This is a genomic window from Variovorax stachyos, from assembly GCF_051400855.1.
Classification (GTDB): Bacteria; Pseudomonadota; Gammaproteobacteria; order Burkholderiales; family Burkholderiaceae_C; genus Variovorax.
Window position 1 is genome coordinate 52,356 of sequence record NZ_JBLFFN010000006.1, and the last position, 25,685, is coordinate 78,040.

At 69.3% G+C, this 25,685-nt stretch carries 26 protein-coding genes; 10 read left to right on the top strand and 16 right to left on the bottom strand.

Annotated features, from left to right (window positions below):
- Positions 1 to 24 precede the first annotated feature (24 nt).
- Entirely contained in the window at positions 25 to 1,359 is a 1,335-nt protein-coding gene (locus tag ACMGEZ_RS12705; RefSeq protein WP_436822631.1) for a lipase family protein, read from the top strand.
- Positions 1,360 to 1,370: 11 nt separating this feature from the next.
- On the opposite strand, the gene ACMGEZ_RS12710 is transcribed toward ACMGEZ_RS12705, so the two are convergent.
- The 3 genes from ACMGEZ_RS12710 to purE are packed head-to-tail and all read right to left on the bottom strand — an operon-like array spanning position 1,371 to position 4,097.
- The gene (locus ACMGEZ_RS12710; RefSeq protein ID WP_436822632.1) at positions 1,371 to 2,375 is read right to left on the bottom strand and encodes an L-threonylcarbamoyladenylate synthase; all 1,005 of its coding nucleotides are present in this window, start codon (positions 2,373 to 2,375) and stop codon (positions 1,371 to 1,373) included.
- Positions 2,376 to 2,388: 13 nt separating this feature from the next.
- On the bottom strand, positions 2,389 to 3,558 hold the full coding sequence (locus tag ACMGEZ_RS12715; RefSeq protein ID WP_436822633.1) for a 5-(carboxyamino)imidazole ribonucleotide synthase: 1,170 nt from the start codon (positions 3,556 to 3,558) through the stop codon (positions 2,389 to 2,391).
- Positions 3,555 to 4,097, bottom strand: a complete 543-nt coding sequence (gene purE, locus ACMGEZ_RS12720) for a 5-(carboxyamino)imidazole ribonucleotide mutase (RefSeq protein WP_436822634.1) — start codon at positions 4,095 to 4,097, stop codon at positions 3,555 to 3,557. Before purE ends, ACMGEZ_RS12715 begins: the two co-directional genes overlap by 4 nt.
- A 36-nt stretch (positions 4,098 to 4,133) precedes the next feature.
- Here purE and ACMGEZ_RS12725 point away from each other — a divergent pair, with 36 nt between their 5' ends.
- Together ACMGEZ_RS12725 and ACMGEZ_RS12730 are read left to right on the top strand one after the other, a co-directional pair.
- Positions 4,134 to 5,054, top strand: coding sequence for a tetratricopeptide repeat protein (locus ACMGEZ_RS12725; protein WP_436822635.1), 921 nt, complete (start codon positions 4,134 to 4,136; stop codon positions 5,052 to 5,054).
- 158 nt (positions 5,055 to 5,212) lie between these two features.
- Entirely contained in the window at positions 5,213 to 5,653 is a 441-nt protein-coding gene (locus ACMGEZ_RS12730; protein WP_436822636.1) for an META domain-containing protein, read from the top strand.
- A gap of 12 nt (positions 5,654 to 5,665) precedes the next feature.
- On the opposite strand, the gene ACMGEZ_RS12735 is transcribed toward ACMGEZ_RS12730, so the two are convergent.
- The 7 genes from ACMGEZ_RS12735 to ACMGEZ_RS12765 form a co-directional block, all read right to left on the bottom strand.
- Complete coding sequence (locus ACMGEZ_RS12735; protein ID WP_436822637.1) at positions 5,666 to 6,319, bottom strand: Crp/Fnr family transcriptional regulator; 654 nt, start codon at positions 6,317 to 6,319, stop codon at positions 5,666 to 5,668.
- A gap of 76 nt (positions 6,320 to 6,395) precedes the next feature.
- The gene (locus ACMGEZ_RS12740; RefSeq protein ID WP_436822638.1) at positions 6,396 to 7,058 is read right to left on the bottom strand and encodes a helix-turn-helix transcriptional regulator; all 663 of its coding nucleotides are present in this window, start codon (positions 7,056 to 7,058) and stop codon (positions 6,396 to 6,398) included.
- Positions 7,059 to 7,199: 141 nt separating this feature from the next.
- Positions 7,200 to 8,105 (bottom strand): phosphoribosylaminoimidazolesuccinocarboxamide synthase, encoded by a 906-nt coding sequence (locus ACMGEZ_RS12745; RefSeq protein ID WP_436822639.1) that lies wholly within the window; start codon positions 8,103 to 8,105, stop codon positions 7,200 to 7,202.
- A 261-nt stretch (positions 8,106 to 8,366) separates the two neighbouring features.
- Positions 8,367 to 9,431, bottom strand: a complete 1,065-nt coding sequence (fba, locus tag ACMGEZ_RS12750) for a class II fructose-bisphosphate aldolase (protein WP_436822640.1) — start codon at positions 9,429 to 9,431, stop codon at positions 8,367 to 8,369.
- Positions 9,432 to 9,529: 98 nt separating this feature from the next.
- Positions 9,530 to 10,978, bottom strand: coding sequence for a pyruvate kinase (gene pyk, locus ACMGEZ_RS12755; protein WP_436822948.1), 1,449 nt, complete (start codon positions 10,976 to 10,978; stop codon positions 9,530 to 9,532).
- A gap of 103 nt (positions 10,979 to 11,081) precedes the next feature.
- Complete coding sequence (locus ACMGEZ_RS12760) at positions 11,082 to 12,275, bottom strand: phosphoglycerate kinase (protein WP_436822641.1); 1,194 nt, start codon at positions 12,273 to 12,275, stop codon at positions 11,082 to 11,084.
- 84 nt (positions 12,276 to 12,359) lie between these two features.
- Positions 12,360 to 13,271 carry a LysR family transcriptional regulator gene (locus tag ACMGEZ_RS12765; RefSeq protein ID WP_436822642.1) on the bottom strand — a complete coding sequence of 304 codons (912 nt, stop codon included), beginning with the start codon at positions 13,269 to 13,271 and terminating at the stop codon, positions 12,360 to 12,362.
- A 90-nt stretch (positions 13,272 to 13,361) separates the two neighbouring features.
- Here ACMGEZ_RS12765 and ACMGEZ_RS12770 point away from each other — a divergent pair, with 90 nt between their 5' ends.
- The 4 genes from ACMGEZ_RS12770 to ACMGEZ_RS12785 are packed head-to-tail and all read left to right on the top strand — an operon-like array spanning position 13,362 to position 16,893.
- Positions 13,362 to 13,916 carry a VOC family protein gene (locus ACMGEZ_RS12770; protein WP_436822643.1) on the top strand — a complete coding sequence of 185 codons (555 nt, stop codon included), beginning with the start codon at positions 13,362 to 13,364 and terminating at the stop codon, positions 13,914 to 13,916.
- Complete coding sequence (locus ACMGEZ_RS12775; protein WP_436822644.1) at positions 13,913 to 15,034, top strand: alpha/beta hydrolase family protein; 1,122 nt, start codon at positions 13,913 to 13,915, stop codon at positions 15,032 to 15,034. The genes ACMGEZ_RS12770 and ACMGEZ_RS12775 overlap by 4 nt, the downstream gene beginning before the upstream one ends.
- An 8-nt stretch (positions 15,035 to 15,042) precedes the next feature.
- The gene (locus ACMGEZ_RS12780) at positions 15,043 to 16,683 is read left to right on the top strand and encodes an FAD-dependent oxidoreductase (RefSeq protein WP_436822645.1); all 1,641 of its coding nucleotides are present in this window, start codon (positions 15,043 to 15,045) and stop codon (positions 16,681 to 16,683) included.
- Positions 16,684 to 16,698: 15 nt separating this feature from the next.
- Complete coding sequence (locus ACMGEZ_RS12785) at positions 16,699 to 16,893, top strand: DUF2783 domain-containing protein (RefSeq protein ID WP_436822646.1); 195 nt, start codon at positions 16,699 to 16,701, stop codon at positions 16,891 to 16,893.
- 149 nt (positions 16,894 to 17,042) lie between these two features.
- Here the strand turns inward: ACMGEZ_RS12785 and ACMGEZ_RS12790 are convergent, their stop codons facing one another.
- From ACMGEZ_RS12790 to def, 5 genes are read right to left on the bottom strand one after another with little or no spacing between them, the layout of a single operon-like run.
- On the bottom strand, positions 17,043 to 17,393 hold the full coding sequence (locus ACMGEZ_RS12790; RefSeq protein ID WP_436822647.1) for an AzlD domain-containing protein: 351 nt from the start codon (positions 17,391 to 17,393) through the stop codon (positions 17,043 to 17,045).
- The gene (locus ACMGEZ_RS12795; protein ID WP_436822648.1) at positions 17,390 to 18,130 is read right to left on the bottom strand and encodes an AzlC family ABC transporter permease; all 741 of its coding nucleotides are present in this window, start codon (positions 18,128 to 18,130) and stop codon (positions 17,390 to 17,392) included. Before ACMGEZ_RS12795 ends, ACMGEZ_RS12790 begins: the two co-directional genes overlap by 4 nt.
- Positions 18,130 to 19,080, bottom strand: a complete 951-nt coding sequence (fmt, locus tag ACMGEZ_RS12800) for a methionyl-tRNA formyltransferase (RefSeq protein ID WP_436822649.1) — start codon at positions 19,078 to 19,080, stop codon at positions 18,130 to 18,132. Before fmt ends, ACMGEZ_RS12795 begins: the two co-directional genes overlap by 1 nt.
- Positions 19,081 to 19,087: 7 nt before the next feature.
- Positions 19,088 to 19,594: a hypothetical protein gene (locus ACMGEZ_RS12805; RefSeq protein ID WP_436822650.1), complete on the bottom strand. Its 507-nt coding sequence runs from the start codon at positions 19,592 to 19,594 to the stop codon at positions 19,088 to 19,090.
- Positions 19,591 to 20,124, bottom strand: a complete 534-nt coding sequence (gene def, locus ACMGEZ_RS12810) for a peptide deformylase (RefSeq protein ID WP_436822651.1) — start codon at positions 20,122 to 20,124, stop codon at positions 19,591 to 19,593. The genes ACMGEZ_RS12805 and def overlap by 4 nt, the downstream gene beginning before the upstream one ends.
- Before the next feature lie 162 nt (positions 20,125 to 20,286).
- Between def and ACMGEZ_RS12815 the strand changes: the two genes are divergently transcribed.
- The 3 genes from ACMGEZ_RS12815 to ACMGEZ_RS12825 all read left to right on the top strand — a co-directional run bounded on the left by ACMGEZ_RS12815 (position 20,287) and on the right by ACMGEZ_RS12825 (position 23,243).
- Positions 20,287 to 21,510, top strand: coding sequence for a LysM peptidoglycan-binding domain-containing protein (locus tag ACMGEZ_RS12815; protein WP_436822652.1), 1,224 nt, complete (start codon positions 20,287 to 20,289; stop codon positions 21,508 to 21,510).
- Between the two features lie 18 nt (positions 21,511 to 21,528).
- Positions 21,529 to 22,668: a DNA-processing protein DprA gene (gene dprA / locus ACMGEZ_RS12820; RefSeq protein ID WP_436822653.1), complete on the top strand. Its 1,140-nt coding sequence runs from the start codon at positions 21,529 to 21,531 to the stop codon at positions 22,666 to 22,668.
- A gap of 65 nt (positions 22,669 to 22,733) precedes the next feature.
- Positions 22,734 to 23,243, top strand: coding sequence for a Smg family protein (locus ACMGEZ_RS12825; protein WP_436822654.1), 510 nt, complete (start codon positions 22,734 to 22,736; stop codon positions 23,241 to 23,243).
- 9 nt (positions 23,244 to 23,252) lie between these two features.
- Here the strand turns inward: ACMGEZ_RS12825 and ACMGEZ_RS12830 are convergent, their stop codons facing one another.
- Positions 23,253 to 25,667 carry a DUF1631 family protein gene (locus ACMGEZ_RS12830; RefSeq protein ID WP_436822655.1) on the bottom strand — a complete coding sequence of 805 codons (2,415 nt, stop codon included), beginning with the start codon at positions 25,665 to 25,667 and terminating at the stop codon, positions 23,253 to 23,255.
- Positions 25,668 to 25,685: the final 18 nt, after the last annotated feature.

Sequence of the window (25,685 nt, forward strand, 5' to 3'; positions counted from 1 at the left end):
CAACAACACACCACGGAGACAAGCATGAAACGTCTGCACCTTCTGAGCGCCGTCCTGACGGCCAGCCTGCTGGCTGCCTGCGGCGGCGGCGGCGACGGCGGTGGCTTTGCTTTCATCGGGTCCGGGACCGGCACCGGCTTGCTGAAGGAACCACCCCTCATCGTGGCCTCGCTCAGCACGGCGCAGATCGATGCCGGCACCGCGCAGAACGGCCTGCAGCCGCTCAGCGGCAAGGCCAGGTGCGACGTCAACGTGGTCTCGCTCAACTATGGCACCGTGGGCCCGAAGGGCGAAGTCACCAACGCCTCCGGCGTGCTGCTGATGCCGGCCGGGCCCTGTGCCAACGCTGTGCCGCTCGTGGCCTACGCCAAGGGCACCGACGTGCAGAAGCCGCGCACGCTGGCCAATCCGCAAGACCCGGAGACCTTCCTGCTGACCGCGATGTACGCGGCCCAGGGCTATGCGGTGGTCGCTACCGACTACCTGGGCTACGCCAAGTCCACCTTTCCCTACCATCCCTACCTGCATGCCGACTCGGAGGCGCGCACGGTGCTCGACTCCGTGCGGGCAGCGCGCGCCGCGGCGCCGAGCGCGGGCGGCTCGCTGTCGGGCAAGGTGATGTTCACCGGCTACTCGCAGGGGGGCCATTCCTCGATGGCCGCGCACCGTGCGGCCGAGCGCGACAACCCGCTGGAGTTCAACGTGGTGGCCGGCGCGCACCTGGCGGGGCCCTACAACCTCTCGGGCTCCTTCAAGCTGCCGCAGGCGATCGCGGGCTACCAGTTCTTCGTGCCCTTCATCGTCAACTCCTACCAGAAGGTGTACGGCGACGTCTACGCCGACGTGAACACGGTCTACAAGCAGCCTTACGCCGGCTACATCGAGAACCTGCTGCCCAGCCCGACGCTGAACTTCACCACGCTGGTGACCAGCGGCAGCCTGCCCGGCGCCAACGGCGAGACGCCGAACCAGGTCCGCGACGCGCTGTTCCAGAGCGCCTTCCTCACCGACGTCCAGACCAACCCGAGCAACGCGTTTTTCCTCAATGCCAGGAAGAACGACCTGCTCGGCTGGAGCCCACGCGCGAAGACGCTGCTGTGCGGTGGCGCCGGCGATCCGACCGTGCCGCCGGCGGTGCACATGGTGCCGGCGAAGGCGGACTTCGATGCGCGCGGGGTGACGACGGTCACGACGGTGGACGTGGATGCGCAGATCCAGGCGACCTACGGCCCGGGCGGCAAGGCGCCGACCGACCCGACCACGGCGGCTTACGCGACCTACTTCGGCGCCTACCACGGCACCTACGAGCCGCCCTTCTGCCACGTGCGGGCGCGGGCCCTGTTCGACACGGTGAAGTAACGCGAGGGGGCTCAGGCTGCGGCGGCGCGCTGCAGCCTGTCGCGAACGCCTTCCCACTCCGGGCCGGCGGGCGGCGTCTCCACCCAGATCAGCTTGGCGCCTTCGGCGTCGAAGTTGCGCAGCATCGCGAACAGCTGCTGGGCGGCGGCCGCGGCATCGTCGGGCATGCGCCGCAGCAGCACGCGCTGCGAACGGCACTTGAGCGGGCTGCGCGACCACACGGCCAGGTGCGCGGCGTTCGCGCCCAGCACGTCGAGGCCGGTCTGCAGCGCCTTGGCGTCCATCAGCCTCAGCTTGGCGCTGGGCGCGTAGTGGGCTTCCAGCGTGCCCGAAGCGCGCGGATCGGGCGCCGCCAGCTCGTGCCTGTCGCGCAGCGGCTCGCCGCACGCGGCCTCGATCTGCGCGCGGGTGATCGCACCGGGGCGCAGCAGCACCGGCTGGCCGCGGCTGCAGTCGACGATGGTCGATTCGATGCCGACGTCGCAGGGGCCGCCGTCGATCACCAGCAGCGCGTCGCCGAACTCCTGCTGCACATGCAGCGCGGTGGTGGGGCTCACGCGGCCGAAGCGGTTCGCGCTCGGGCCCGCCACGCCGGGCACGCCCTGCTCGGCACAGGCGACCAGCAGGGCCTGGCCCACGGGATGGTCGGGGCAGCGCAGGCCGATGGTGTCCTGCCCGCCGGCCGCGGCCGCGGCGACGCCGGGCTGACGCGTGACGATCAACGTGAGCGGACCGGGCCAGAAGGCCTGCACCAGCTTCTGCGCGAAGGGCGGCAGCGGCTGGGCGAAGCGCGACAGCGCCTCCGTGCCCTTGATGCCGGCCGCCACATGGACGATCAGCGGATGGTTGCTGGGCCGGCCCTTGGCCGAGAAGATGCCGGCCACCGCATCGTCGCTCGTCGCGTCGGCGCCCAGGCCGTAGACGGTTTCGGTCGGGAAGGCGACCAGGCCGCCGGCGCGCAGCACGCAAGCGGCTTCCTGGATGGCTTCGGGCGAATGGCCGTCGCGAATCGTCATCGCGTTGGGCTGGTTATTCAGAGAGGGGAATCGGCAGGCCCAGCAGCGCGGCGGCGAAATCGGCCGTGCTGCGGATCGCCTCGATGTCGTTGCCGGTGATCGTGAGATGGCCCATCTTGCGGCCACGGCGCGCGTCGGCCTTGCCGTAGAGGTGCAGGTGCGTGCCCGGCAGCGCCAGCACGTCGGCCCAGCGCGGCTGCACGGGCTTGGGCTCGTCCTCCGGGAACCAGAGGTCGCCCAGCAGGTTCAGCATCAGCGCGGGGCTGTGCTGGCGCGGTGGATTGAGCGGCAGGCCAGCCAGGGTGCGCACCTGCAGCTCGAACTGCGAGACGTCGCAGGCGTCCAGGGTCCAGTGGCCACTGTTGTGCGGGCGCGGCGCCATCTCGTTGACCACCAGGGCTCCGTCGGTCAGCACGAAGAATTCGACGCACAGCACGCCCACGTACTGCAGGCCTTCCGCAATGGCCACGGCCGACTCGATCGCCAGCCGCGCGGCCGACTCGGGAATGTTGTTCGCGTGCACCTCGGTCACCGCGAGGATGCCGCCGCGGTGCAGGTTGCGCTGCGGCGGGAAGTGCACGACCTGGCCGTCGTGCCCGCGCGCGACGATGACCGAGCACTCGAAATCCAGCGGCAGCAGCTTCTCGAGCACGCAGGGCACCTGGCCGGCGCGGTCCCAGGCAGCGGCCAGTTCGTCGCGGGTGTTCACACGCTGCTGGCCCTTGCCGTCGTAGCCGAAGCGCGCGGTCTTGAGGATGCCCGGCAGCAGGTTAGGCGGCACGAGCACCACCTGCTCGGCCGACTCGATGACGGCGTAGGGCGCGCAGTCCACGCCGCAGCCGACGAAGTGGCTCTTCTCGCGCACGCGGTCCTGCGCGATCGCCACCGCCGTGGCGCCGGGCCGCACCGGGCGGGCCACCGCGAGGTGCTCCAGCGAGGCGGCCGGCACGTTCTCGAACTCGGTGGTGATGGCATCGGCCAGGCCGGCGAGCCGCGCGAGGCCGTCGACGTCGGCGTAATCGGTGTGGATGTGATGGTGGCTCACGCGGCCGGCGGGGCTGTCGGCATCGGGGTCGAGCACCGCGGTGAGATAGCCCATGCGCTGCGCCGCATGCGCGAACATGCGGCCGAGCTGGCCGCCGCCCACCACGCCGAGCGTGGCGCCGGGGAGGACGGCGGTCACAATGCGCCTCCGCCCTGTGGCGAGAAGGGGGACACCGCCGGCGCATCGGGCGGCGGCAATGTCATCGATCTCGCGGCTTCGGTCTGGTTTGCCCGGAACGCATCGAGCCGCTCGCGCAGGCCCGGGTCGCCCACGGCCAGCATTGCGATTGCGAACAAGGCGGCGTTGGCCGCGCCGGCGTTGCCGATGGCGAAGGTCGCGACCGGCACGCCCTTGGGCATCTGCACGATGCTGTAGAGCGAATCCACGCCCTGCAGGTGCCGGCTTGCCACCGGCACGCCCAGCACCGGCACCGTGGTCTTGGCCGCCAGCATGCCGGGCAGGTGGGCGGCCCCGCCGGCGCCCGCGATGATGGCCGCCAAGCCGCGCGCGGCGGCGTTCTCGGCGTAGGCGAAGAGTTCGTCGGGCATTCGGTGGGCGGAGACCACCCGCGCCTCATGGGCGATGCCGAATTGCTGGAGAATCTCGACCGCGTTGCGCATCGTCTCCCAATCGGAGTTCGAGCCCATCACGACGCCGACCTGTATGGCTTGCTTCATGGTTTCAATTTTACGTTTCACCCCCAGCTTCCCGCGATGATCGACATCACCCTCGAAAACTTCCAGACCGAGCTGATCGACAGCTCGATGACCACCCCGGTGCTGCTCGACATCTGGGCCGAGTGGTGCGGCCCCTGCAAGCAGCTCGGGCCGGTGCTCGAAAAGCTGGAGGCCGAGTATGGCGGGCGTTTCACGCTGGCCAAGCTCGACGCCGACAAGGTGCCCCAGATTTCCCAGCAGCTCAGCCAGATGTTCGGCGTGCGCAGCATCCCGTTCTGCGTGATGTTCAAGGACGGCCAGCCGATCGACGGCTTCGTCGGCGCCATCCCCGCCGACCAGATCCGCGCCTTTCTCGACAAGCATGTGCCGGACCAGGACGAGCTCGAGGCCGCCCAGCACGAAGAGGCTGCGCAGGACGCGCTGGTCGAGGGCGACACCGAGGGCGCGCTCGAACGGCTGCAACATGCGGTCGCCACCGACCCGTCCAACGACGACGCGCGCTTCGACTACATCAAGCTGCTGCTCCAGGAAGCACGCATCGACGACGCCAAGGTGGCCTTCGCGCCGGTGATTGCCAAGGCGCCGGCGGTGCGCCGCTTCGACGCCCTGCAGCGCTGGATGGATGCGATCGACTTTGCGACGCCGGCCACGGGCGCTGCGCCGGTGATCGCCGATGCCGAGGCGCGCATCGCCGCCAACAGGCGCGACTTCCAGGCGCGCTTCGACCGGGCACGGCTGTTGATGGCCGCACAGCGCTGGACCGAGGCAATGGACGAGCTGCTCGAGATCCTGATGCGCGACAAGAACTGGAACGAGGAGCTGGCGCGCAAGACCTACATCGCGATCCTCGAAATCATCGAGCCGCCCAGGCCCAAGGTGGCGGACGGCCAGATCCCGCCGGACGATCCGACGGTGGCGACCTACCGGCGCCGGCTCAGCAGCGTGGTGCTGAGCTAGTGCACGAACCCGCACGCATGTACGCCACCGGCAAAGTGAGTGCGGGCTCATCTTCGCGATCGGCGATGCCGGCACGCCGACTGCGGGAGACGTTGGCGCACTGAACGGGCTCGCATACGATTGGCGGGTTTCGACATGTTGCAAAGGAAACTCCGGCCATGCGCTCCCTCTTCTTGACGACGGCCCTGTTTGCATCGCTGCTGGCGAGCGGCTGCGGCAGCGGCATCAACCTCGACGAGCCGATCGAAGGGCCGGTCTGGCAGCTGGAGCAGCTCGGCAACGAACTGATCGAGCCGAGCAGTGATCCGCGGCGCAACGCCCAGATCCAGTTCGACAAGAGCAGCGGAAGGGTGACGGGTTCGGGCGGCTGCAACCGCGTCACCGGCACCTACGAGCGCAGCGGCAGCACGCTCAGGGTGCGGCAACTGGGCGCGACCCGCATGGCCTGCCCCAACGAGGCAAGCACCATCAACGAGACCCAGTTCTTCGCCGCGCTGCAGGCCACGGCCAGCTACCGGTTGCAGGGGATGTCGAGGCTGTCGCTGCTGGACGCGAGCGGGCGAACGGTTGCCATCCTGAGCAACGGCGGAGCGCGTTGAGCCCCGCCCGGCTCACCATTTGGCCGGCAGAGGCTTGAGCAGGACCAGCCGCCGACCGAGCACTGCCACGTAGCCGCCGCTCTCCAGATCCTTCAACAACCGGCTCACCATCTCGCGCGAGCATCCGATTTCGCTGGCCATCGCCTGGTGGGTCAGCCGTTCCATCTGCAGGGTGCCGTCAGGTTGCGGCTGCGATCGGTCCTCGAGCAGCGCCCGCAGGCGGCTGTAGACATCGAGCAAGGCCATGCTCCTGGCGCTCTCGGTGGCCAGTCTCGCGCGCCGGATCAGCCGCATGATGAGCTCGCGCGCGAATTCCGGGTCGAGCGCCAGATGCCGCAGCATGGTCTCGCGCGTCACCACCACGCACAGCGTCGGGCCGACGGCTTGAACGCTGGCCGAGCGCGGCCCGCCGTCGAGCGACATCTCGCCCACGTACTCGCCCGGACCGTGCAGGCCCAGGGTCACCTCGCGCCCGCGCGCATCGGAGACGAAGGCGCGCAGCTGGCCCGAGAGCACGATGTAGACGGCGCCGCCCTGATCGCCCTCCTCGATGAGCATGGCGTGGGCACGGTAGCGGCGCTGGACGCCGAGTGCGGCGAGCTTCTGGAGCGGCGGTGGCAGTTCGGCAAGAGGGTCGGCGCGGGGAGCAGCGGGCGTCGGCGGCATGCGCGGACTATACGGCCCGCACCCCTTGCGACGCGATCGCCGGCGCGACCGGGCAAGGCGCCCGCGCGCCCGCCGTTCAGCCCTGCCCGGCGAGCCGCAGCGACGAGACGATCTGGGGCATGCGCGACAGCTCGCGGACGATCTCGCGGACGCTGCCGCGGCCGGTCTTCTGCCGCACGTTCTTGATGTGGGTGCGCACGGTGGAAACGCGAATGCCCTGCTCGCAGGCGATCTCCTGCGCGCCGCGGCCGGCGCACAGCTGCGTCAACACGGCCTGCTCCGCCGGCGTCAGGCGCTTGGCACGGGCGAACATCTGCACGGTGAGCGTCTCGCAGTTGGAGCGCCGGCTGCAGATGATCAGCACCGCATCGACCCTCGCGCTGCCATGTGCCAGCGGCACGAACGCCAGCGAGAGCGTCTCGCCCTCCGGGTCGAGCTCCACGATGCTGCGGCAGTCGCGCTCCGCATCCTTCAGCGCCTGGCGCAGCTTGGCCTGCGAGGCGGGCAGCGCGGCGCACAGCAGGCCGTCGGCCGTCCGCAGCGCGCGGCCGCCCGCCAGCTCGCGTCGCGCGGGCTGGTTGGCGTGCAGGACGCGCCCGCTCAGGTCGACGAGCAGCAGGCCGTGGTCGATCTCGTCGAGCGCGCGCGCCAGCAGGACGGCCTGCAGCGCATCGGACGCCGGGGCTGCGGCGCGGGCTTCGTTGTGGGGGTTGGACAGTTCGGCAATCGTCGTGTTCATGGCACTTTTTCCTCATCCGTTGGAATGAGGACAAGTGTGTGAAATCGTGGCTTCGCCGTGCGGTGACTATTGCCCGCGGATTTGTGACTTATTCACCTTCGGCGGCCGGCCGGCCCTCCACCCGGTCAGCCGGTCAGCCGGTCAGCCGGTCAGCCGGTCCAGCGCTTCACGGTACTTGGCGGCCGTCTTCTCGATGACCTCGGCGGGCAGGCGCGGCGCCGGCGGCGTCTTGTCCCAGGGCTTGCCGTTGACCTTGACTCCCTCCAGCCAGTCGCGCACGAACTGCTTGTCGTAGCTCGGCGGGTTGGCGCCCGCAGCGAGCGCGGCCTGATAGCCCTCGACCGGCCAGTAGCGTGAGCTGTCGGGGGTCAGCACCTCGTCCATCAGCACCAGCGTTCCGGCCTCGTCGAGACCGAACTCGAACTTGGTGTCGGCAATGATCATGCCCTTGGCCAGCGCGATGGTCGCAGCCGTCTCGTAGATGGCGATGCTGGTCTCGCGGATCTGCTGCGCGAGCGCGGGGCCGACCACCTCGACCACGCGCTCGTAGCTGATGTTCTCGTCGTGCGCGCCCGCCGCCGCCTTGGCCGCCGGCGTGAAGATCGGCTGCGGCAGCTTGCTGGCGTTGCCCAGGCCCTCGGGCAGGGGCACGCCGCAGACGGAACGGCTCTCCTGGTATTCCTTCCAGCCGCTGCCTGCGAGGTAGCCGCGCACCACCGCCTCGACCGGGATGGGCTTGAGGCGCTTGACCAGCATCGAACGGTCGCGCACCTGCGGCACTTCGGCGGCCGTCACCACGCTCTCGGGCGCCTCGCCGGTCAGGTGGTTGGGGCACAGGTGGCCCAGCCGGTCGAACCACCACAGCGCCATCTGCGTCAGGATCACGCCCTTGCCCGGGATCGGCTCGCCCATGATCACGTCGAAGGCCGAGAGGCGGTCGCTGGCCACCATCAGGATGCGGTCCTCGCCGACCGCGTAGTTGTCGCGCACCTTGCCGCGCGCAAGCAGGGGCAGGCTCTGGATGGAGGAAGTGTGGACGGTGGTCATGGCGGACGGATGGTGGAACGGCGGAAACGGGACGACCGAGATTGTGCGCGTGAAAAATGGCCCCCACGCTCCCTCACTTCGTGTGGTCGCTGCCCCCCGAGGGGGTTTTTCATCTTGGGGCGGCCCGGCGATGAAAAATGGCCCCCACGCTCCCTCACTTCGTGTGATCGCTGCCCCCCGAGGGGGTTTTTTTCACTTTGGGGCGGCCCGGCGATGAAAAAAGCCACCGCGAGGGTGGCTTCGGCAGGAAAAGCGAAGCGCTCAGACGACTTCTTGCGCGAGCTCGCCCTTGGCGTACTTGGCGGCCACGACCTGCAGCGTCTCGCCCTTGATCTTCGCGCCCTGGCCTTCGCAGCCGAATTCGATGTAGCGCTGCTTGCAGATCTGCTTGGCGGCCTCGCGCGCGGGCTTGAGCCATTCGCGGGCGTCGAACTTCTCGGGGTTCTCGGCCATGAACTTGCGCACCGCGCCGGTCATCGCCAGGCGGATGTCGGTGTCGATGTTGATCTTGCGCACGCCGTACTTGATGGCTTCCTGGATCTCCTCGACCGGCACGCCGTAGGTTTCCTTCATGTTGCCGCCGTACTGGCGGATGATGGCCAACAGGTCCTGCGGCACGGAAGACGAGCCGTGCATCACCAGGTGGGTGTTGGGGATGCGGCGGTGGATTTCCTTGATGCGGTCGATCGCGAGGATGTCGCCGGTAGGCTTGCGGGTGAACTTGTAGGCGCCGTGGCTGGTGCCGATGGCGATGGCGAGCGCGTCGAGCTGGGTCTTCTTGACGAAGTCGGCGGCCTGCTCCGGGTCGGTCAGCAGCTGCTCGCGCGTCATGGTCGCGTCAGTGCCGTGGCCGTCTTCCTTGTCGCCCTTCATGGTCTCGAGCGAGCCCAGGCAGCCAAGCTCGCCTTCGACGGTCACGCCGACCTTGTGGGCCATGTCGACCACCTTGCGGGTGACCTCGACGTTGTAGTCGTAGCTGGCGATGGTCTTGCCGTCGGCTTCGAGCGAGCCGTCCATCATCACGGAGGAAAAGCCCAGGTTGATCGCGCCCTGGCACACCTCGGGACTCTGGCCGTGGTCCTGGTGCATCACCAGCGGAATGTTCGGGTAAGCCTCGACGGCGGCCAGGATCAGGTGCTTGATGAAGGGTTCGCCCGCGTACTTGCGCGCGCCTGCACTGGCCTGCAGGATCACCGGTGCGCCGGTCTCCTTGGCCGCTTCCATCACGGCCTGCACCTGTTCCAGGTTGTTGACGTTATAGGCCGGAATGCCGTAGCCGTTGGCCGCAGCGTGGTCGAGCAGTTCGCGCATCGAGACAAGTGCCATGGGTGTACCTCGCGGGAAAATTAAGAAGGAAAAACTACAGCGATTCTACTGAGCACCCCTGTCGGACGGCTCCGACGCCGCGGCCGGGACGCTGCGCTTCAGCCGACTCTGCAGATCTTCAGCATGTTGGTGCCGCCCGGCGCGCCCATGGGCTCGCCGCAGGTGATGGCGTAGATGTCGCCGGTCTGCACGATGCCGCGCTTCTTCAGGTGGGCCTCGGCCTGCAGCAGGGCCGTGTCGCGGTCGCTCTCGGCGTCCATCAGCAATGGGCGCACGTTGCGGTAGAGCGCCATCTTGCGCTGGGTGGCCAGGCGTGAGGTCAGGGCGTACATCGCGATGTGGGCGCGGTGCCGGCTCATCCACAGCGGCGTGGAGCCCGATTCGGTCAGCGCGACGATCGCCTTGGCGCCCAGGTGGTGCGCCGTGAAGAGCGCGCCCATCGCGATCGACTGGTCGATGCGGCTGTAGGTCTGGCCGCTGAAGTCGGCGTCGAGGTGCGGGTCCTCGGCTGCTTCGGCGGCCTCGCAGATGCGGCTCATCTCCTGCACGGTCTCCAGCGGATAGCGGCCCGAGGCGGTCTCGGCCGAGAGCATCACCGCGTCGGTGCCGTCGAGCACCGCGTTGGCCACGTCGCTGACCTCGGCGCGGGTGGGCACCGGGTTGCTGATCATCGACTCCATCATCTGGGTGGCGGTGATGACCACCTTGTCCATCTCGCGCGCCATGCGGATCATCTTCTTCTGCAGCGCCGGCACCGCGGCGTTGCCCACCTCGACCGCGAGGTCGCCGCGCGCGACCATGATGCCGTCGCTGGCGCGCAGGATTTCGTCCAGCTTCGGGATCGCCTCGGCGCGCTCGATCTTGGCGATCAGCCCCGGCTTGTGGCCGTACTCGGCCGCCGCGACGTTGCACAGCTGGCGTGCCATCTCCATGTCGGTCGCGTTCTTGGGAAAGCTCACGGCCACGTAGTCGGCCTGGAAGCTCATGGCGGTCTTGATGTCCTCCATGTCCTTGGCCGTCAGCGCCGGCGCCGTGAGCCCGCCGCCCTGCTTGTTGATGCCCTTGTTGTTGGAGAGCTCGCCGCCCAGCCGCACCGTGGTGTGGACCGCCTCGCCCTTGACGGCATCGACGGTGAGCACGATGAGGCCGTCGTTCAGCAGCAGGCTGTCGCCCGGCTTCACATCGCGCGGCAGGTCCTTGTAGTCCAGGCCCACGGCTTGGACGTCGCCCGGCTCGGTGCGCGCGCCGTCCAGGACGAACTTCGCACCGGCCTCCAGCCAGATCTTGCCCTCGGCGAACTTGCCGACCCGGATCTTCGGGCCCTGCAGGTCGGCCATGATCGCCACCTCGCGGCCTGCCTTGCGTGCCGCCTCGCGCACCATGGCGGCGCGGCTGATGTGGTCCTGCGCCGTGCCGTGGCTGAAGTTGAGCCGCACCACGCTGACCTTGTGGTGGATCATCTGCTCGAGCAGCTCGGGCGTGCTCGAGGCCGGGCCGAGCGTGGCGACGATCTTGGTGGCGTGGCGGGGAAGGCGGGTCGTGCTCATGCTCATGCTGCGGGTCTCCGGTTTGTATTCCATACTGTATACACTTTGCAGCCCCGGCGATAGTCCCCCGAGGCTGCGATTCCGCCGCACCCGCGCGCCGGACTCAAGCAGCCGCCCGCTTTTCGAGGATCTCGAAAGCCGGCAGGGTCTTGCCCTCGAGCACTTCGAGGAAGGCGCCGCCGCCGGTCGAGATGTAGCCGACCTGGTTTTCGATGCCGTACTTGGCGATGGCGGCCAGCGTGTCGCCGCCGCCGGCGATCGAGAAGGCGCTGCTGTCGGCAATGGCCCGCGCGATGGCTTCCGTGCCCTTGGAGAAGGCGTCGAACTCGAACACGCCCACGGGCCCGTTCCAGACGATGGTGCCGGCCTCGCGCAGTTGCGCCGCCAGGATCTCGGCGGTCTTGGGGCCGATGTCCAGGATCAGGTCGTCCTCGGCCACCGCGTTCGCATCCTTCACGGTGGCGGGCGCATCGGCGGAGAAGGTCTTGGCGGTGACCACGTCGACCGGGATCGGCACCGCGGCGCCGCGCGCGCGCATGGCCTCGATCACGGCCCTCGCCTGGCCCTGCAGGTCGGGCTCGGCCAGCGACTTGCCGATGGGAAGGCCGGAGGCCAGCATGAAGGTGTTGGCGATGCCGCCGCCCACGATCAGCTGGTCGACCTTGCTGGCCAGGCTCTCGAGGATGGTGAGCTTGGTGCTGACCTTCGAGCCCGCGACGATCGCCACCAGCGGCCGCTTCGGCTGCGCCAGGGCCTTGGTGATGGCGTCGATCTCGGCCGCCAGCAGCGGGCCCGCGCAGGCGATCTTCGCGAACTGGGCGATGCCGTAGGTGGTGGCCTCGGCGCGGTGCGCCGTGCCGAAGGCATCGTTGACGTAGATGTCGGTTAGCGCGGCCAGCTTGCGGGCCAGCGCTTCGTCGTTCTTCTTCTCGCCCTTGTTGAGCCGGCAGTTCTCCAGCAGCACGACCTGGCCCGGCGCGACCTGTGCGCCGTCGACCCAGTTCGACACCAGCGGCACCTCGTGGCCCAGCAACTCGCCCAGCCGCCTTGCGACCGGCGCCAACGAATCCTCCGGCTTGAACTGGCCTTCGGTCGGGCGGCCGAGGTGGGAGGTGACCATCACCGCGGCACCCGCGTCCAGCGCCTGGCGGATGCAGGGGACCGAGGCACGGATGCGCGTGTCCTCGGTGATGTTGCCGGCATCGTCCTGCGGCACATTGAGGTCGGCTCGGATGAACACGCGCTGGCCGGCGACTTTGCCTTGCGCGACGAGATCGGTGAATCGAAGGACGTTCATGGGTAGGAAGGGGATGGGGAGCGAGGGAAGCACCCTCGAAAGAGGCGAAAGGCAATTGTAGGTTTGGCCGGCGGGCGCCCTGTATCAGTGCGACGGCCCGGGCTTGTGCACGAAGCGCTCCAGAATCTGCACGAACCCAGCCGCGGCGGGCGACAGCGAGCGCCGCGCCGCCGCGTAGACGCAGACCTCGCGATGGAAGTCCGGCCGGTCGAGCTTGACCATCCGCAACCCGTGGGCCTCCACCAGCGAGGCCGAGTAGGTCGGGCAGACCGTCAGCCCCAGGCCCGCGGCCACCATGCCCAGCGCGGTCGTCATGTACGACACCTCCTGCGTGGAGGCCTGCATCAGGAAGGCACGCGCGTCGGCCTCCAGCTCGGGCAGCACGCGCTGGCGGAAGTCCCGCGTGGGCGCGATGAAGGTGTAGGGCCCGAGCTCGCTCCAGCGCACCTGGCGCCGGCGCGCAAACGCGTGGTCTGGCGGGCAGATCAGCCAGTGGCGATCGCGGAACAGGGTGCGGCGCTCGATGACCGCGGCATCCACTTCCACGTCCTGGCCCACCGCGAGCTCCGCCTCGCCCGAGGCCAACCCGGCCAGCAGGTGCTCGGGCAGCGTATCGATCAGACGCACCTCGACGTCCGGATGGCGCGCGCGGTAGGCCGCGATCACGCGCGGCATCAGCGTGCAGGCCATCAGCTGCGGCGCCGCCAGCCGCAGCAGGCCGCGCTTCTGGTCGCGTAGCTCGGTCACGCCGGCCACCGCCCCGGCGAGGTCGGCCAGGAGGCGCTGCACCGAGGGCTGGAAGGCGCGCCCGGCCTCCGACAGCAGCACGCGCCGCGTGTGCCGATCGAAGAGCTGCACGCCCATCTCGCGCTCCAGCTCGCGCACCAGCACGCTCAGCGCCGACTGCGTGAGGTGCAGGCGCGCGGCCGCGGCGGTGAAGCTGCCGGTCTCGGCCACGGCGTCGAAGGCGCGCAGCTGGCGCAGGGTCAGATTCATTGGCCTACTTCATCAATCGATGAATTTATTTCGATTGAATCATAAGAGGAAGAAAGGCCCAATTCGGTCTGTTCCCCACGGAGACAAGCCATGCCCCCTGCCGAGACCCAGCCGCTCGCCACCGCGCCCGTGCCCGTGCGCGGCCTGCACCACTTCGCCTGGCGCTGCCGCGACAGCGAGGAGACCCGCCGCTTCTACGAGGACCTGCTGGGCCTGCCGCTGGCGCACGTGATCAAGAGCGACCATGTGCCGAGCACCGGCGAGTACTGCCCCTACGTCCACATCTTCTTCCAGATGCGCGACGGCTCGTACATCGCCTTCTTCGACCTGGGCGACGACACGGCCGCGCTGCCCTCGCCCAACACGCCGGCCTGGGTCAACCACATCGCGCTGCGCGTCGACTCGGTGGCCGACCTGCTGGCCGCCAAGGCGCGGCTCGAAGCCGCCGGCGTCGAGGTGCTCGGCGTGACCGACCACCACATCATCGAGTCGATCTACTTCTTCGACCCCAATGGCATCCGCGTGGAGCTGACCACGCCCACCGTGCCGCAGGCCGAGATGGAAGCGCATGCAAGGCGCGCCCGCGCCGAGCTCGACGCCTGGACGCTGCGCAAGGCCGAACTGCGCGCAAAGGCGGCGGCATGACGGAACTGCAGCTCGCCGTCATCGACGTGAAGCCGGGGGCGGCGATGGAAAGCCAGTCGGGCCTGCAGATGCTGCGCCCGCGCATCTACGGCGCCTACCGCGCGCCGCCCGGCCCGAAGAAGATCGCCGCGCTGGTGATGCACCCCACCAGCAATTTCATGGGCCACTACCTGATCGGCCCGCTGGCCGAGCGCGGGATCTGCTGCATGGGCCTGAACTCGCGCTACATGGGCAACGACACGGTGCTGCTGATGGAGCGCGCCATCCAGGACCTCGGCGCGGGCGTGCAGTTCCTGCGCGGCCTGGGCTACGAAAAGGTGGTGCTGATCGGCAACTCGGGCGGCGCGGCGCTCGCGAGCTTCTACCAGGCCCAGGCCGAGCAGCTGACGGCCCACCACTTCCCCGATGGCGACCCCACGCACCTGCACCCGGACGACCTGCCGCCGGCCGACGGCATCGCGCTGTGCGCGGCGCACCAGGGCCGATCGAAGCTGATGCGCGACTGGATCGATCCGTCGGTCACCGACGAGCACGACCCGCTTTCGGTCGATCCCGCCCTGGACATGTACGACGCCCGCCATCGGGTGCCCTACGACGCCGACTTCCTCGCGCGCTTCAGCGCCGCGCAGAAGGCACGCCTCGACCGGCTGGAGGCCTGGGCGCTGGAGCGCCTGCGCCTGTTGCGCAGCACGCCCGGCGCGCCGCGCGACCAGGCCTTCATCGTCTACCGCACGCATGCCGATCCGCGCTGCGTGGACCTCTCGATCGACCCCAACGACCGCGCCCCCGGCAGCGTCTGGGGCGATGCGCGGCAAGTCAACTATTCGGCCAACGCAATGGGCCGCACGACCTCGCTGACGGCCTTTCTCTCGCAATGGTCCTCGCGCTCGCAGGCCGACGGCCCCTCGAACCTGGCGCGCACGCGCGTGCCGAAGCTGCTGCTGACCTACACAGCCGACCAGTCCACCTTCCCGAGCACGCGCGATGCATGGATGAAGGCGGGCGGCGACCGCATCCGCAACGTCGACATCGTGGGCGGCAACCACTACCTCGCGGGCCAACCCGAGCTGGTGCCGCGCGCGGCCGATGCGATCGCGCAATGGGCGCGCGCACTGTGAGGACAGTGATGGAAGCGTTCCGCTTCGCACCCGGGTACGAGCTGCCGCGCTGGCCCTTCGTCCCGCCGACCGAGCTGGGCAGCGATGCAGTCGTGCGCCACCCGATCGTCATCGTCGGCGCGGGCCCCGCCGGCCTGACGCTGGCCTGCGACCTCGCGAAGCGCGGCGTGCGCGCCCTGCTGCTCGACGAGGACGACACGGTCGGCGTGCGCGGCGCGTCCTCGCGCGGCATCTGCTATGCGCAGAAGAGCCTGGAGATCTTCGAGCGGCTGGGCATCTATCAGCGCATCGCGGACAAGGGCATCACCTGGTCTTTCGGCCGCACCTTCTCGGGCAACACCGAGGTCTACAACTTCAACCTGCAGGCCAGCAGCGTCTCGGCGCAGCCGCCCTTCATCAACCTGCAGCAGTTCTATGTCGAGTGGTTCCTGGTGGATCGCATCCTGGAGCTCGGCACCGTCGACCTGCGCTGGAAGAACCGCGTGACGCAGGTCGTGCCGGGCCAGGACGGCGTACGCGTCGAGGTCGAGACGCCGGCCGGCAGCTACGCGATCGAAGCCGGCTGGCTGATCGACGCGACCGGCGCCAACAGCCCGATCCGCAACCAGCTGGGGCTCGATGCCCACGTGTCGCGCAGCACCGACCGCTGGTGCATCAGTGACGTGCGCTTCAAGAAGCCGCTGCCGGTGGAGCGCTGGACCTGGGTGGATGCGCCCTTCAACGAAGGCCGCGCGGTGTGGCAACACCTGATGGCCGACGGTGTCTGGCGCATCGACTACCAGATGCCCGAGGATTGCGACACGGCCTACATCAGCAAGCCGGAAGTCGCGGGCGCGCGGCTGCGCGAGCAGCTCGGGCCCGGCGTGGAGTTCGAGTTCGTCTGGATCGGGCCCTACGGCTACCGCGACCACCTGCTCGACCGCTTCCGCCATGGGCGCCTGTTCTTCATCGGCGATTCGGCGCACGTGGTGAGCCCCTTCGGCGCGCGCGGCGGCAACAGCGGCATCCAGGACGCGGCCAACCTCGGCTGGAAGCTGGCCCTGGTCGCGCAGGGACGCGCGGGCGAGGCGCTGCTCGACACCTACGACGCCGAGCGCCGGCCCGCCGCGGCGCAGAACCTGCAGGTCACGAGCCGCTCGGCGCGCTTCCTTGCACCGCGAACGCCTGCCGAGCACACGATGCGCCGCGCCGTGGTCGCCCTGGCCTCGCGCTATCCGTTTGCACGCGCGCTGGTCAATACCGGGCGCATGTCGGTGGCCAACGACTATCCTGCCGGGCCGCATCTGCCCGACGGCGGGCGCAGCGTGCAGAACCTGCCGCTGCGCTGGCGCGACGGTCGGCCCTGCACCCTGATGCAGCTGCTGGCCGAGGGCACGTACTGCCTAGGGCTGTGGTTCGCGCCGACGCCGGAGCAGGCGCGGGCAGTGGCGCAGACGGCGGCCTTGCTGCCGCTGCAGCTCGTCGCCATCGGCGGCGACAGCGGCCTGCCCACGCTGGAGCCCTCCGAGGCGCTCGCGAAGCACCTGGGTGCGCACGCCTCGGGAAGCCTCTGCCTGGTTCGCCCCGACGCCTACCTCGCCGCGCTGTTGCGCGACCCCACGCCGGCGGCCCTCGCCGCCGCCATCCACACCGCCCTGGCGCACGACTGAAGCGCCGCACGATCCATGATCACCGAACCCAACATCCACGACCCCGACGGCTTCTACGCCGAATGGCTGGCCGCGCACGAAGGCCTGACCGAGCAGCAGAGTGCGGATCTCAACGCCCGCCTGGTGCTGCTGCTGGCCAATCAGTGCGGCGACCAGGCCGTGCTGCTGCAATGCATTGCCGCCGCGCGCGAAGCCGGGAGAGCAGCATGAGCCGCACGGGCCGCTTCGAAGGCGAATAGCACCGCCGGCCACAGGGCGGAGGTCATCCAATGAGCGAGCAGGTCTCGTTCGCCTCCGCGGCCAACCCCGTCGCGTGGACGGCCGAACGCGACCGCGAACTCTGGCGCTCGCCGGCGGGGCTACCAGCCCAGCATGAGGTGCAGCGGGAGGTAGACCGCCATGCCGGCCAGCATCGTACCCAGCACACCGCCCCGCCAGAAGAAGTAGGCGGCGCCGGCCGCCGCGCCGTACAGCCGCGCGTCCCACCAGGTCGAGATCAGGTGGCCCTGCGTCATGACGATCTCGGGAATGATCACCGCCGCGAGCGCCGCGATCGGCGCGTAGTGCAGCGCGCGGTGCGCCCAGTCGGGCAGGCCCCAGGGACGGTCGAGAATGAAGAAGAAGCAGCGCGTGAGCACGGTCACGCAGGCCAGGCCGACGATCACGGCCAGGGTCCAGGGGTCGGTGGTGCCGCCGGCGCCCAAGCTCATTTGTCGTCCTCCGCATCGGGGTCGAGCCCGAACTGCTTTTCCAGCCAGAAGCACAGCAGCACCGCCACGCCGATGCCCGCGACGATGTTGAGCTTGAGCGGCAACGCATAGGCGGCGACTGCGGTGGCGCCGGCGATCAGGGCCGCCATGATGCGCAGTCGCGTGGTCGCCATCGAGCAGACCACGGCGACGAGGCAGAGCACGCCGGCGAAGCCCAGCCCCCAGCTCTGCGGGATCAGGTTCGCGAGCAGGACGCCGATGACGCTCATGCCCATCCACGAACACCAGACTATGCAGTAGTTGCCCGTCAGATAGGCCTCCTGCGCACGCTCTTCGACCGCATTGGCAGGCGGTCGCGCGTACTGGCGGGTGAAGAAGGCATAGGTCATGTCGGCCGTGAGATAGCCATGCGTCATGCGGCGCCAGCGCGGCATGTGCATGAGGTAGGGCCGCAAGTGCAGGCTGAACACCACGAAGCGCAGGTTGACGCAGAAGCCGGTGGCCAGGACGACCCACGCGGGGGCGCCGGCGATCAGCAGCGGAATGGCGGCCAGCTGCGAGCTGCCGGCATAGACCAGCAGCGTCATCGCGATCGACTCGAAGACGCTCATGCCCGCCTTGACCATCGCGACGCCGGTCATCAGGCCCCAGGCGCCGGTGCCGAGGGCGACCGAGGACATGTCGAGCGCGCCCTGGCGGAACTCGGGGAGGCGGCGGATGGAAGCGAGAAAGAACATCAGCCGAAGACCTGCCCGGGCTTCAGGTCGAAGCCGCGCAGGAAGTCGGCCGCCGGCAGGCGCTTGCCGCCCGGGCGCTGCAGTTCGGTGAGGGCCACGACGGCATCCCGCGCCGCCACCTCGACGCCATCGTGGCCGACGGCCAGCACTGTTCCAGGCGGCTGCGCTGGCGGGTCCAGCCGGACCTGCGCGGCCCAGAGCTTGAGGGTCTCGCCATCCAGCGTGCTGCTGGCCCCGGGAAAAGGGTCGAAGGCGCGGATGCGGCGCACGATGGCGGCTGCATCCTGCGTCCAATCGATCTGCGCCTCGTGCTTCTCGACCTTGTGCGCGTAACTCACGCCTTCGGCAGGCTGAGCCTGCGGGTGCAGCGTTCCGGCGTCGGCCTGCTTCAGCGTGTCCACGACCAATCGGCCGCCGAGCGCGGCGAGCCGATCGTGCAGTCGCGCGGTGCTGTCCTCGCCGATCGGGAGCGATTCGCGCAGCAGCATGTCGCCGGTATCGAGCCCGGCGTCCATCTGCATGATGGTGACGCCGGTCTGCGCATCGCCGGCCTCGATCGCGCGGTGGATCGGCGCGGCCCCGCGCCAGCGCGGCAACAGGCTGGCATGGATGTTGAGGCAGCCCAGCCGGGGCGCGTCGAGCACCCATTGCGGCAGGATCAGGCCGTAGGCCGCGACCACCATCGCATCGAGCCTGGCCTCGAGGATGGCGGCGCGCGCCGCGGCCGCGTCTTCCGGGTACTTGCCGTCCAGCCGGAGACTGCGCGGCTGCACCACGGGCCAGCCGCGTGCCACCGCGAACTGCTTGACCGGCGAGGCCTGCAGCTTCATGCCTCGGCCCGCGGGACGGTCGGGCTGCGTCAGCACCAGGACGATCTCGAAGCCGGCGGCGGCGATCGCCTCCAGCGCGACGCGGGCGAACTCGGGCGTGCCCGCGAATGCGATCCTCATGCGGCCCTCACAGCGGCGCCAGAAGCTCGAGCATCAGGTCGTCACCCGTGTGGTAGCGCTGCACCACGCCGGTCGGATCGATGTAGATGTAGAGCAGCCGCGGCGAGTTCTGCCACTTGTAGCGCCAAGTCCAGATGGTGCCGTCGAAGGAGCTCACCTGCGTGATCTCGAAGGGGCGGCCGTAGGTGCGCAGCACGTCGGCCTCGCGCCAACGGCCGACATTCGGCTGGATGGTGCGGTCGAACAGGCGCTCGTCGAGCTCCTGCCGCACCGAGACCACGCGCCCGCTCGCATCGAGATCGACGTTGTTGACCTCGAAGCCGGCCGGTGCCCGCGAATACTGCAGCCGCTCGCCGCCTCCGGGGAGGGCATAGGCCGCCGTCGGCGCACCGAGCTCCCGCAAGGTCTGCTCGCGCGAGCTGCCCAGGGCCAGGCGCGTCGGCTCGGCGGCGCAGCCGGCCAGCAGCGCCGCCGAAAGGAGCGCAGCCGATGCGGTGCGCAGGGACAGGATCAACGCCGGCCTTCCCGCTGGTCGAGGCGCTGGTCCTCGCGCTGCTGCTTGAGCAGCTTGCTCTTGATGCGGTTGCGCTTCAGGGGCGAAAGATATTCGACGAACACCTTGCCCAGCAGGTGATCGAGCTCGTGCTGGATGCAGACCGCCAGCAGTCCCTCGGCCTCGATGGTGCGTGGTTCGCCCTCGGCATCGAGCGCCGTGACGCGCACAGCGGTGGAACGCTCCACGCCGTCGTAGATGCCGGGCACCGAGAGGCAACCCTCCTCATTGAGGACTTTTTCATCACTGGCCCAGACGATCTCGGGGTTGATCAAGACCAGCGGCTGGTTACGCTCCTCGGACACGTCGATCACCACCAGACGCTCGTGCACATCGACCTGGGTGGCGGCGAGGCCGATGCCATTGGCGTCGTACATGGTTTCGAGCATGTCGGCGACCAGGGTCTTGATGCGTGCATCGACGCCCTGCACCGGCTTGGCGACCTTGTGCAGCCGCGGGTCGGGATAGCTCAGGATGTTTCTTTTGGCCATGAACGGGAGGAAAAATTGTCGTTATTTTCGCCATTTCCGCGACGGCCAGAGCCTTCGCGACTTGATAAACGTTGCCCGATCTAGGGCTTCAGCGCAAAATTGGTTTCAAATTGTGAGCATTCGTACGCCCTCCCCGGCTCCGTGCGCGCGCACCATCCGACCATGAAGAAACACCGCATGAACCACAGCCTGCGTCCGAAACTCATCGCCACGCTGGCGGCGATCACCATGGCGGGCCTGGGCTCCACGGCCCAGGCGCAGAGCTACCCCGTCACCCCACAGCAGCGGGCGACGGCGCAGCAGGCGGCGCAAGCCGGCGTGCCACTGTCCGAACTGGCACCGAACGCGCCCGACGAGTACACGGTCAAGCCCCGCGACACGCTGTGGGGCATCTCCCGCCTTTACCTGCGCAGCCCCTGGCGCTGGCCCGAGCTGTGGGGCATGAACATGGGCGAGATCCAGAACCCGCACCGCATCTACCCCGGCCAGGTGCTCTATCTCGACAAGAGCGGCGGCCGCGCGCGACTCGCGTTGCGCCGCGGAGGCAGCGGCAGTGGCATGCCCGAAGGCGGCACCATCAAGCTCTCGCCGCGCACGCGCTACGAGTCGCTGTCGGACATGGCGTTGCCCACGCTGAATCCCAGCGTGATCGAGCCCTTCCTCGCCGAGCCGGTGGTGGTCGACGCCGAGACGCTGGCGACTGCGCCGCGCATCGTGGCAGGCAACGACAGCCGCGTGGTGCTGGCGCGCGGCGACCGGGTCTATGCACGCGGTGAGTCCAACGCGCCGCTGATGGAAGCGCCCGGGCCGATCCGGACCTACCGCGTATTCCGCAACGCGACCCCGCTCAAGGACCCGGGCACGGGCGAGATCCTCGGCTACGAAGCGCAATACGTGGGCAAGGCCCAGTTGCAGCGCGGCGAATCGAGCACCAAGGAAGAAGTGGACGGCAAGGAGGTCGTGTACCCGGTACCCGCCAGCCTCGACATCGTCGCCACTCGCGAGGAGATCCGCGCCGGCGACCGCCTGCTGCCCGAGCCGCCGCGCCAGCTGCTGAGCTATGTGCCTCGCGCCCCTGGACACACCATCGCCGACGGCCGCATCGTCTCGGTCTACGGCAACGCGGTGCAGTTCGCGGCCCAGAACCAGGTGGTGGCCATCAACAAGGGCACCATCGACGGCATCGAGAACGGCCATGTGCTGGCCATCCTCAAGAACGGCGACACCATCGTCGACAAGACCGGCGCCGCCAAGGAAACGCTGAAGCTGCCGAACGAGCGCATCGGCCTGCTGATGGTGTTCCGCCCCTTCGAGCGGGTCTCGTATGCACTGGTGCTCGAGATCAACGACGCGCCGCGCATCGGCGACCTGCTGATCAACCCCTGACCCGGCCCACACCCTCGCGTGGAACGTGACGAACTCGCGGGCTGGCTGCGGCTCACGCTGACGCCGGGCATCGGCAACACGGCCGCTCGCAAGCTGCTCGCCGCCTTCGGGCTGCCCGCGGAGGTCTTTGCCCAACCCGCCACGGCGCTCGGACAGGTCGTGACCGAGGCCCAGGCGAGTGCGCTACTCGAGCCGCCGGCCGAGCTCGGCGCGCTGATCGACCGCACCTTCGAGTGGCTCGGGAGCGTCGGGCCGCAGGGCGCGACACACCGCATCCTCACCCTGGGCGACCCTGCCTACCCGGCCTCGCTGCTCGAGATGGCCGATCCTCCTCTGGCCCTTTACGTGATCGGGCCGGCGCCGCTCGAGCTCACGCAGCTGGCGGGCAGCATCGCGATGGTGGGCAGCCGCAATCCCACGGCGCAGGGCGCCTCGAATGCGCGGGCCTTCGCTCGCGCTTTCGGCGAGGCCGGAATCCCGGTGGTGTCAGGGTTGGCGCTCGGCATCGACGGCGCCGCGCACGAGGGTGCACTGGACGCCGCGATCGATCCGCGCTGGCCAGCGACTGTGGCGGTGGTCGGCACCGGGCTCGACCGGGTCTACCCCGCGAAGCACCACGCGCTGGCGCAGCGCATTGCCGAGCGGGGACTCATCGTGAGCGAGTTCCCCCTGGGCACCCCGCCGCTCAACCAGAACTTTCCGAAGCGCAACCGCATCATCGCCGGCCTCTCGCGCGGCACGCTGGTGGTAGAGGCGGCGCTGCAGTCGGGCTCGCTGATCACCGCGCGGCTCGCGAGCGAGCAGGGCAAGGAGGTGTTCGCCATCCCGGGTTCCATCCATTCGCCGCAGTCGCGCGGCTGCCATGCCCTGATACGGCAGGGAGCCAAGCTGGTCGAGACGGTCGGCGACGTGCTGGAGGAGCTGCGCTTCGACGTGTCGCCAGCGCCGGGCGTGCCGCCGCGGGAAAAAGAAGCGACCGCCTCGCCCGCCGGGGGCCTGCTCCAGGCCATCGGCTACGACCCGGCAAGCCTGGATGCGCTCTGCGCGCGCACCGGCCACTCGGTCGCCGTGCTGCAGGCGCAGCTGCTGGAGCTGGAGCTCGCCGGCCAGGTGGCCCGGATGCCCGGCGGGTTGTTCCAGCGGGTCGCTCAGGGCTGAGCGCTTCCGGCGTCGCGTACGGGCAACGCAGCCGCGCCGACGCCGACCTGGGCTATATTGGCCCCATGTTCGAAGTGCTCGTGTACGTGTACGAAAACTACTGGCGCGGCGATGCCTGTCCCGAAGCCGAGCAACTGGGCCGAAAGCTGAGCGCCCAGGGCTTCGACCCCCAGGAGATCCGCGACGCCCTGCACTGGCTAGACGGCCTGAGCCTCGCCACCCAGGGCATCCAGCTCACCCTTCATGCCGAGGGCACCAGCGCCACCGTGAGCCTGGAAGGCCCGGCTGCGCTGCCCCAATCGCCGGGCTCGATGCGCATCTACTCGATGGCCGAGCAGGAACACCTGGGCGCCGAGTGCCTGGGCTTCATCAGCTTCCTCGAGTCCTCGGGCGTGCTGCCGGCGGGCTTGCGCGAGATCGTGATCGATCGCGCCATGGCCACGACAGGCGATCCGCTGGAACTCGGCGAGCTCAAGATCATCGTGCTGATGGTGCACTGGAGCACCGGCGTCGAACCCGACGCCCTGGTGCTGGATGAGCTCTGCGACGACACGGTGAACCGCGTCGCGCATTGAGCGCCAAACTCAATTCAAGAGGCGTTCCGGATTGGCGTCGAGCTTGGCCAGCGCTTCGCGCGTGGCCCGCACGGTGAGCGTCTCTTCCTCGGCCGGCACCAGCAGCCCGGCCTGCAGGTAGGAAGCCAGGCGCCCCACCTGGATCAGGAAGCTGCGCCCGTCGCTGGAGGCGAAAAGGTGCAATTGCTTGCGCTCGCTGCGCCAGACGAACTGGACCTGGCTCACCCGGTCGTTGTGGTCGAGCATGAACCAGGTGCCGACCTGCAGCTCGTGTGCCCACTGGAGCATGTCGTCGCCGACCTTGGTGCCGGTATCGGGCACGACCTCGAGCGAGGCGGCGTCCACGCCCAGCAGCAGCTCGATGCTGGCCGCATCCAGCGGCAGGTCGGTGGCGTCGCCCGCGTCGGTGACGAAATCCTCGAGGTTGGCCAGGCGCTTGGCCATGGCCTCGATCTTGGCCGGCGGAATGGCCTCGGTCTTGGACAGGAAGGCATCGGAAAGCGTCGAGCCGATGATCTTGATCTGCGCCTCCTGCGGCTCGCCCTCGATGCCCAGCAGGCCCATGCCCTGGCGCAGGCGCTGCAGCAATTGGGGCAGGTCCTGGATCACGCGGGCGCGGTCGTTGCGGTTGGGCTTGGCGCTGGCGGCCCACACCAGATCGGAGGCGGCGCGCTTGAGGGTAACGGTCTGCTCGTCCTGGGCGCCATAACGCAGCGCCGCGATCGCCAGCACCTCGGCCCAGATCTTGAACAGGAACTCGCGTATTTCCTCTCGCACCGGCATGTCGTTGAGCATCTTGCGCAACTCGATGGTGTACTGGATCGCCATCGTCTCCTTCTGCTCGACCTGTTGCGCCACGCTCATCACGCGCTGGGTGGCGTCGCTCTGCGTCAGGTACTTGTTGAGGAAGGCGACGAACTCGTCGAACACCAGCTTGAACACGCGCTGGCCGGTCTCGGGGTACTGCTCGATCACCTGCACCACGCGCCGGATCTCGCCCTCCAGCGCGCTGCCCGAGATGGCGGCGGCGTCGAAGCCCATCACGCAGGAGCCCATGCGGTCGATCAGCATGCGCGCCGGATGCTGCAGCGTGCCGAAGAACTCCGGCTCGGCGATCGCCACCCGCAGCACCGGCATCTGCAGGCGCGCGAACCAGACGCGCGCCGAAAACGGGATGCGCTCCTCGGCCAGGATGGCCTGGAACATCAGCGCGACGATCTCGACCGTGGCCTTGTCGGCGGTGGTCGGCGCCTTCTTCTTGAGCTCGCTGGTGCGCCGGCGCAGCTCGGCCGCCGTCTGGTGCATGGCCGTGGCCTCGTCACCGACCACGTACTGCGACGCCATCGCCTGGTAGGCGGCTTCGGCGTCGGCGATTGCAGCCGCGAAGGCCGGCGCGGCCAGCCCGACGCCACCGCCACGGCTACCCGTGCCTCCGACGGAGCCGGCGGCACCGGGACCCTGGGCCCCCGGCATGCGCATCTGGCCCAGGTCGCCGCCGATGCGAGCGGTCACGAAGCGCTTGAGATTGAGCAGCACGCCTTGCGCGCGCTGGCGCGCCAGCACCAGCGGGGAGCCGCCGGTGGCGGCCAGGGTGTCGCCGCCCGCGCTGCCCGGCCCCCGCCCCGCGCCCACGCCGATCGCCGCCGGGGCGAAGCTGCCCGGGGGCGCGCCGAACCCGCCCGGCCCGGCATGTTGACCGCCGCCCATGCCGAAGGAAGCGCTGCCCGGCTGGGATGAGCGGGCAAAGGAGCCGCCCAGCGGCGCGCTGTTGGAACTCACGCTGCCGGTTCGCTTGACGAAGCTCTTGAGATCGATCTCGGGCATCACGCCGCGTTCGATCAGGAAGGCGTTGGCGTCCTTGTAAGCCGCCACGACCACGTCGACCAGGCGCTGCTGCACCACATCCTGCACGCGCGCCCAGGTCTCCCGGCTCAATCCGGAGGCAAGCCACTGGTCGACCAGGGTGCGGGCCAGCGCCTCGGGCTTGAGCACGTCCTTCGCGTCCAGCTCGCCTGTTCCCTCCAGATATTGGATGCGCAGGCGCAGGTCGTTGAGTTCGAACTGGGCCTTGTCCTGGATCGACTGTGCCAGGCGCGAGGACAGGATGTTGGTCTCCACTACCTCGTCGCCGATCAGTTCAAGGCGCAGGCCGCCGGTGGATCCGCTCTGGCTGCCGCCGCCCAGCGCCTTGCGCCATGCCGCCAGCGACATCGGCACCCAGCTGGAGCCCTGGGCCTGGAAGGCCAGATAGTCGTCGCGATGCTGCTGCATCTCGCGCACGCTGGCGGTCATGCCGGCCAATGCTGCCAGCCGTTCGCGGACCGCGAGAGCGATCGGTGCGATCGCCCCCTCCGTGGCGGCCACGAAACGCTCACGGGTCTCGCGGGCGAGCTGCTGGGAGGAGGCGGGTGACCGCGAGATCATGTGAGGGGCGAGGACGGC